A 7322-nucleotide genomic window follows, 5' to 3' on the forward strand; every position below is an offset into this window, starting at 1 on the left:
AATATCCCCCACCAGCATCTCGACCAGCATCAGCGTCAGGAAAATCGCCATCGGGTCGTTGGTGCCTGACTCGATCTCCAACGTTGCCCCAACCCGCTCGTTGAGGTTTACCCCACGGCCACTGAGCATCGAGAACACGGCCGCCGCGTCGGTGGAGCCGACAATAGCCCCCACCAGCAGCCCCTGAATCAAGGTGAGGTCGAAGACCCACATGGCGATAACGCCCACGATGGCGCTGGTGATGAACACGCCAAGCGTTGCCAGCGAAAGGGCTGGACGAAACCCCACGCGAAACGTCTTGAGTCGTGTACGCAACCCACCATCCAGCAGAATCATGGCCAGCGCCAGATGGCCGATGATGAAGGCCATGGAGTAGTCATCGAACTCGAGACCCAATAAGCCCTCCTCCCCGGCCAGCATTCCCAGCCCCAGGAAGATCAGCAGCAGCGGTACGCCCATCATGGAGGACAAGCGGCTCGCTAGAATGCTAAGCGCCATGAGGGTACCGCCTACCAGAAAGAAGGTATTAATAGTGTCCATGAGTCTCCGTCTCTACATCAATGCCTTTCTATTATTGCATGTCCAAGCGAATTTTACTGGGCGAGTTGACCAGATGGCCCCAGGGCTAGCCAGAGACTTCCCCAGACAGCTAAACTCCGCCGTCGTACCCTCTGGAGTTCAGGTTATGTTGAACGCATTATTGCGTGCCCGTTCCATACTTACCCTAGTCTTAGTCGTTTTTTTATTATTTTCAATTTCAGCCACTTACGCAAATGATACAGAAACACCCGACACTCGCCCCGCGCCCTTGCAGCTTGAAAGTGATCTAGTGCTGCCTGAAGGGCTGTGGCCAAGCACTCCACCCCCCGAGGTAGAAGCGGCGCCCGTCGGAAGCGACAAGCCTGAGACATCTTCCCCGGAACAAGCATCCAGTGAAGACGATGCTCCCAGTATGGCGCTGGTACCACCGCCTCCTCTGGACCCACCGCCCATGAAGCACCTGAGCCTGATGCTCGATTGGTACTTGAGCCCCCAGCACGCCCCCCTGATCGTTGCCAGGGAGCGCGGGCTATTTGCCCTACAAGGGCTGGAGGTGGAACTACAGACGCCCGCCGACCCGGCTATCGCCATCAAGCTGCTGGCGGCCGGCGAGGTAGACCTGGCACTCTCACGCCAGCCGCTGCTGCACCTGAATGTGCATGATGGCGCCCCCATCGTGCGGATTGCCACGCTGGTCGAAACCCCGTTGAATGCCGTGATCGTGGCAGGCACCGCCACTTCGCCCGACCCCCTCCAGGGATTGGGCAGAGTCCACTATGGCTTCTCGACCCGCGAAGGGCGCGACCTACTGGCGGAACCGCTGGTGCCCCTGTCCCTGCGGCAAATCGATGAGTTCTCGCCCGCCGAAAACGTCCACTTCGATGCGGCCGGCGCTCTGCGCGAAGGGCGCGTCGACGCCATTGCCGACGGCTTTTATCTGACCCTGCCGGAAGAGCTGGCCTCAGACGGTATCGTAACCCACACGGTGCGTTATCAAGCGCTCGACATTCCCCGCCATGATGGCCTGATCCTGCTGGCCAACAGCGATTCTGTCGCGCGGCGGGCAGCCACCTGGTCGCGTTTGGTGACCGCACTGGAAGAGGCCAGCAACTGGATCGTCGACCACCCCGACGAGGCCTGGCAACTAGTGATCAACACTCAGCCAGTGCTCGACAACCCGGTCAACCAGGGCGCCTGGGCAAATATCGTGCGCCGCCTAGCGCTGAGCCCGGCCGCCCTGGATGAGCGTCGTTACAGCGCCTTCGAACGTTACCTGCTGGCCTCCGGCACGATAGAGGCCACGCTGCCTGCCTCGCGGCTGGCCATTAATCCGCATACCCTGGCCGAGCCATAAGCGCGCCCAGGCGGGAGCCGCAGGCAGCACTGGCGTTGAACACACCTGCCGGGCAGTTCGACATGGATACCTACCGCATTCTCAACCGCTTCATCCGCGACGCCGATCAGCACGGGCTGTCGATCGAGCCGCTGGGTTGAGTGGCTGGATTGGTGGTTGGATTGAGTGGGCTAGCGTCAGGAGTGCGCCGCAATAAAAGCGTCGATCCCCTGTTGAAACGCTTCTGGCTGGTCAACATGCAGCCAATGCCCAGCATTCTTCAGCGTCACCAGGCGGGCCCGTGGCAGCACTTCGCGTAGTTTGGGCAGCATCTCATCCGTCACGTAGTGAGAGTTGGCCCCACGCAGCACCAGCGCTGGCCCCTCATAGGCGGCCTCTCCTTCCGGCTCACCGATGATGTGCTCATAGCCACGCTGAATCTCGTCCAGCCCCACGCGAATGCTCATCCTCCCCTGCTCGTCTCGTACCAGGTTGGTGGCCAGGAACAGTCGCGTGGGCCGCTCGCTGACATGCTCGGCCAATAGCGCATCGGCTTCACGGCGATTGGCAGGCTTGGCGTCTCTGACGCGATTCAGCGCCGCGAACACATCGTCATGACCATGCTGGTAGGCCACCGGGGCGATATCGGCCACCATCAGCGACAAGCAGCGCTCGGGGGCTTGCCGAGCCAGCGTCATGGCCACTTTTCCGCCCATGGAGTGGCCAAGAATATGCGCGTTCTCGATGGAGAGCTTGTCCATCACGGCCAGCACGTCATCACTCATAGCGGTGTAGCGCATACCTTCGGCATGGGGCGAGCGGCCATGATTGCGCAGATCCACCGCCACCACCCGGCGCTGGCGCTGCCACACCTTGAGATGCGAGCGCCAGTTGTCGGCACTTCCCAACAATCCATGAATGACGATCAGCGGCGCTTGCTCAGGCGCTTCCACCTCGGCGGGCAGATCGATCACGTGCAGGTCGACAGTGGCCTGTTCGGTCATGGGGGCTCCTTGATGATTAAGCGGTGCGTGGTTCGGCATCTGTCTGGCCGGTCCATACCACCAGCCTACGCGTCAGCCACGCCAGCAATAAGCCGTACAACGGCAGGAAGAACAGCAGGCTGATCGCCAGTTTGATGACGTAGTCCACCGTGGCAATTTCCACCCAGTGGGCGGCCATGAACGGATCGGGGCTGTTGTAAAAGGCGGTCGCAAAAAAGGCAAAAGTATCCGCCAGGTTACCCAGGATAGTGGAGCAGACCGGCGCTACCCACCAGGCCCATTGGCGCAACCGGTCAAAGACCTGCACATCCAGCAATTGGCCCAGCACGTAGGCCAGGAAGCTGGCCAGGGCAATCCGCGCCACGAACAGGTTCCACTCGTCCAACGCCTCAAGGCCCGCGAAACTGCCTCGGGGAAACACCACTGACACTACATAGGATACCAACAGCGCGGGAAACATGACCCGTAATACGATGGCGCGTGCCGGCCCTTTACCAAACAGGCGTACGGTCAGGTCGGTGGCCAGAAAGATGAACGGAAAGCTGAAGGCTCCCCAGGTGGTGTGAAAGCCGAACAGCGTAAAGGGAAGTTGCACCAAATAGTTGCTGGCGGCAATGATGGCAATATGAAAGAGAACCATTACCGTCAGGCAACGGCGATGCTGAAGATCGGTGAGCGCAAACATGGAGCGAGACCTTTTTTTGGTGGCAAGAGGGGTTAGGGAACCCTCGTGAACAGCGTAATGACGCTACTGGGGCGCGCATTATACGCCTTCTCGCTGGTAATGAAAGCCGCCCAGACGCGCGGGGCGGCCATCGAAGCTTCAGCTCTGCTGAGGTTTCGCTTGCTCTGCGGCACCTACCTGACGCTGACACATGGCGTCATGCACGTCATCGAGGCTAGTGGGGTCATCGATGGTCGATGGAATACCGTAGGACTTGCCATCGGCGATATTGCGCAGCAGCTTGCGCAATATTTTGCCCGAACGGGTTTTCGGTAGCCGATTGACCACCAGCACCTGCTTGAAGCAGGCAATCGGGCCGATATGTTCACGCACCCGCTCGATGAGTTCGGCTTCCAGCGTCGCTTCGTCGCCCTGGAAGCCATCCTTGGGAATGACCAGCCCTATCGGGAGCTGCCCTTTCAACTCGTCATGAATGCCAATCACCGCGCATTCGGCCACCGCCGGGTGAGCACCCACCACTTCCTCCATTTCACCGGTAGAGAGGCGATGCCCCGCCACATTGATCACGTCATCGGTGCGCCCCATGATGAACAGGTAGCCCTCCTCATCGAAATAGCCACCATCCCCGGTCAGGTAAAAACCTGGGAAAGCCGCCATGTAGGCACTGTGGAAACGCTGCGGGTCCTGCCATACGCCGATCAAACAGCCTGGCGGCAGCGGCTGCTTGATCACCACGCTGCCCTGCTGCATGGCCTCGGCCTGCTCGCCGTCGCGATCCAGAATGCGTACGTCGAAGCCGGGCACGGGATACGTGGCCGAACCGGCCTTGGTGGGCACGGCTTCGATGCCGGGCAAGTTGGCGGCAATCGGCCAGCCGGTTTCGGTTTGCCACCAATGATCGATCACCGGTACGTCCAGCAGGTCATCCAGCCAATGGAACGTGGGTGGATCGAGCCGCTCCCCCGCCACATACAGATGTTTCAGGCTGCTGATATCGTATTGTGAGAGTAGCCTGGCATCCGGATCCTCTTTCTTGATGGCACGGAATGCCGTGGGCGCTGTAAAGAAGCTCTTGACGCGGTACTCCTCGATCAGCCGCCAGAACGCCCCGGCATCCGGCGTGCGCACGGGCTTGCCTTCGTATACCACCGTGGTGCAGCCACGTAGCAGCGGCGCGTAAACGATATAGGAGTGCCCGACGACCCACCCCACATCCGAAGCCGTGAACATCACATCGCCCGGCGCCAGGTCGTAAATGGCCTCCATGGAGTAGTGCAGCGCCACGGCGTAACCACCCGTATCGCGTACCACGCCCTTGGGCTTGCCCGTGGTGCCGGAGGTGTAGAGGATATACAGCGGATCGGTCGCCTTGACGGGCACACAGTCAGCGGCCTGGGCACTGGCTTCGAGCGTTGCCCAATCGTGATCCTCCGGCTGCAGCTCGGCCTGGTGGGCGTCGCGCTGGAACACCACGCACGCTTGGGGTTTGAAGCTACTCAGCTCGATGGCGCGCTCCACGATGGGCTTGTAAGGCAGCACCTTGTCGACCTCCACCCCGCAAGAAGCCGCAATGACTACCCTTGGCTCGGCATCTTCGATGCGTACCGCCAGCTCGTGGGGGGCAAAGCCGCCAAAGACCACGGAGTGCACCGCGCCCAGGCGGGCACAGGCGTACATGGCAATCAGCGCCTCTGGTACCATGGGCATGTAAATGACCACCCGGTCACCCTTGGTGACGCCCAATTGCGCCAGGCCTCCGGCTACCTTGGCGACCCGGTCGCGCAGCTGGCGGTAAGTGAGCGTCTGTTTGCCGCGGGTAACCGGCGAGTCCCAGAAAATGGCCGCCTGTTCGCCGCGGCCCTGCTCTACGTGTACATCGATGGCAGCGTGGCAGATATTGAGCACGCCATCACCAAACCAGCGGGCATGCCGCTGTTCGTCATAGCTGAGGATAGTACTGGGGGGCGTATACCAGGGCAGTTTGCGAGCCTGTGCGGCCCAGAACGCTTCTGGCTGTTCAACCGACTGCTGGTAGATGGAGTGGTAACGGTTCATGGCGGCCTTGTCATTGTTGTGAACTTGATTGTTGACACTCTACAAAGCAAAGCGCGCTTTCACCCTCATACTATGGGCTTAAATTCGACCAAAGCGAATATGGAAAAGAAAGATTGTCGACAAAAAATCGACGCTTACCATTGATAGAACGTTAATCGCGCATTTGGACAAAAAGCGCTAAATTAATGATCATTCAACAACCCAATCCTCGCGACGCGACGATGGCTACATAATCAATAACAACGCTGTCACCACAGTGTAGGCAAGGAGAGTTTCATGTCTGCTTCTACTAGCGCCGCTGCACGCCTTCTGGAACACAATGGGCTCGCCATCGAGGCTGGCACCCAGCTGCTCAAGGCTCTGGCCAATGAAAAACGGCTGCAAATTCTTTGCTTGCTGGCAGAGACGGAGCTCTCTGTCACGCAGATCAATCAACAGCTGTCGCTGAGCCAGTCTGCGCTTTCCCAGCACCTGGCCATTTTGCGCCGAGACAAGCTGGTCGATACGCGCCGTGAATCGCAAACCATCTATTACTCGCTCAACAGTGACAGCGCCAGGGCGATCATCAGTACCCTGGCACAGCACTATGCGGCCTGACGCTGTCAGGTCAACGACGCAACCAACCGGCTGACTCGACCACCCCCAGCGCTTTCACCAGCGCATTCTCGATGCCCGCCGACACCGCAAGGCCAAACCGGCGCCCCATGGTCTTCGGCGGTTCCAGCTTCACCCGGTATACCTGCGCATCGGCCATGCGCTCGACCAGGTAGGCTTCGCTGGTGCCCACGCTGTCTACCAGCTTGTGTTCCAGCGCTTCGCTGCCGTACCAGATCTCTCCCGTCGCCAGCTGCTCGATATCCATGTCGGGTCGGTGGCTGGCCACAAAAGACTTGAACAAACGATGGGTATTCTCGAGGTCGTCGATGAACTTCTCGCGCCCTTCCTCGGTGTTTTCTCCCAGTATGGTCAAGGTGCGCTTGTACTTGCCAGCGGTGAGCAGCTCCACGTCGATATCGTTGCGTTTAAGTAAACGGTGGATGTTGGGCACCTGAGCCACGACCCCAATGGAGCCAATGACCGCAAATGGGGCCGCTTTGATGTGGTGAGCGGTACACGCCATCATATAGCCACCGCTGGCCGCGACTTTATCGATACACACCGTGGTGGTCAGCCCCGCTTCCCGCAGCCGGTCCAACTGAGCCGACGCCAGCCCATAGGCGTGCACCAATCCGCCCGCCGACTCCAGACGCACCACCACTTCGTCACTGGCGCTGGCCACATCGATCACCGCCGACACTTCCTGGGCAAAGGTTTCAGCCTGGGAGGCCTTGATATCGCCATGGAAATCCAGCACCCATAGTTTTTGAACAGCGTCAGAAGGACTCTTACCCTGCTTGGCCGCCTTTTGCCGCGCCTTCTCTTCCTGGCGGAAGGCCTTGATCAGCTTCTTGCGGGCGCCCTGCTCGGTCGTGTTGACCCGCAGCCGCCGGCCACGGGCTCGACGCTGGTCGTTCAGGGATTCTACCTGTAGCCTCAATCCCGATGACGGGGACTCCTTGCTTCGCATCACCAGCATCAGCAACGCTGCCGCTGCTGCCAGCACCAGCGTGGTTTGCAGCAGGAAAGTGCCCATTTCCACCAACCATTCCGCCATGACTCATCTCCTCAGGTATTTTTAAACGCTGGAAAGTATTAGTGTACGGGC

At 59.8% G+C, this 7322-nt stretch carries 6 protein-coding genes and 1 pseudogene; 2 read left to right on the forward strand and 5 right to left on the reverse strand.

The window, feature by feature from the left end:
* A partial coding sequence (locus B7L71_RS02240; protein ID WP_170919416.1) for a cation:proton antiporter domain-containing protein occupies positions 1-540 on the reverse strand: 540 nt, incomplete at its 3' end.
* Positions 541-991: 451 nt separating this feature from the next.
* Between B7L71_RS02240 and B7L71_RS02245 the strand changes: the two genes are divergently transcribed.
* Complete coding sequence (locus tag B7L71_RS02245) at positions 992-1894, forward strand: ABC transporter substrate-binding protein (protein ID WP_249273154.1); 903 nt, start codon at positions 992-994, stop codon at positions 1892-1894.
* 176 nt (positions 1895-2070) lie between these two features.
* Here the strand turns inward: B7L71_RS02245 and B7L71_RS02250 are convergent, their stop codons facing one another.
* The 3 genes and pseudogenes from B7L71_RS02250 to B7L71_RS02260 form a co-directional block, all read right to left on the reverse strand.
* Positions 2071-2877, reverse strand: coding sequence for an alpha/beta fold hydrolase (locus tag B7L71_RS02250; protein WP_081135707.1), 807 nt, complete (start codon positions 2875-2877; stop codon positions 2071-2073).
* Between the two features lie 16 nt (positions 2878-2893).
* Positions 2894-3562 carry a 7-cyano-7-deazaguanine/7-aminomethyl-7-deazaguanine transporter gene (locus B7L71_RS02255; protein ID WP_081135710.1) on the reverse strand — a complete coding sequence of 223 codons (669 nt, stop codon included), beginning with the start codon at positions 3560-3562 and terminating at the stop codon, positions 2894-2896.
* A gap of 138 nt (positions 3563-3700) precedes the next feature.
* Positions 3701-5638, reverse strand: a pseudogene (locus B7L71_RS02260) (propionyl-CoA synthetase); the annotation flags it as partial.
* Between the two features lie 255 nt (positions 5639-5893).
* On the opposite strand from B7L71_RS02260, the gene B7L71_RS02265 reads away from it, so the two are divergent.
* Entirely contained in the window at positions 5894-6214 is a 321-nt protein-coding gene (locus tag B7L71_RS02265; protein ID WP_016913881.1) for an ArsR/SmtB family transcription factor, read from the forward strand.
* Positions 6215-6224: 10 nt separating this feature from the next.
* On the opposite strand, the gene sohB is transcribed toward B7L71_RS02265, so the two are convergent.
* Positions 6225-7271, reverse strand: coding sequence for a protease SohB (gene sohB, locus B7L71_RS02270; RefSeq protein ID WP_081135715.1), 1047 nt, complete (start codon positions 7269-7271; stop codon positions 6225-6227).
* Positions 7272-7322: the final 51 nt, after the last annotated feature.

It is taken from the genome of Halomonas sp. BC2, from assembly GCF_002078115.1.
GTDB lineage: Bacteria > Pseudomonadota > Gammaproteobacteria > Pseudomonadales > Halomonadaceae > Vreelandella > Vreelandella stevensii.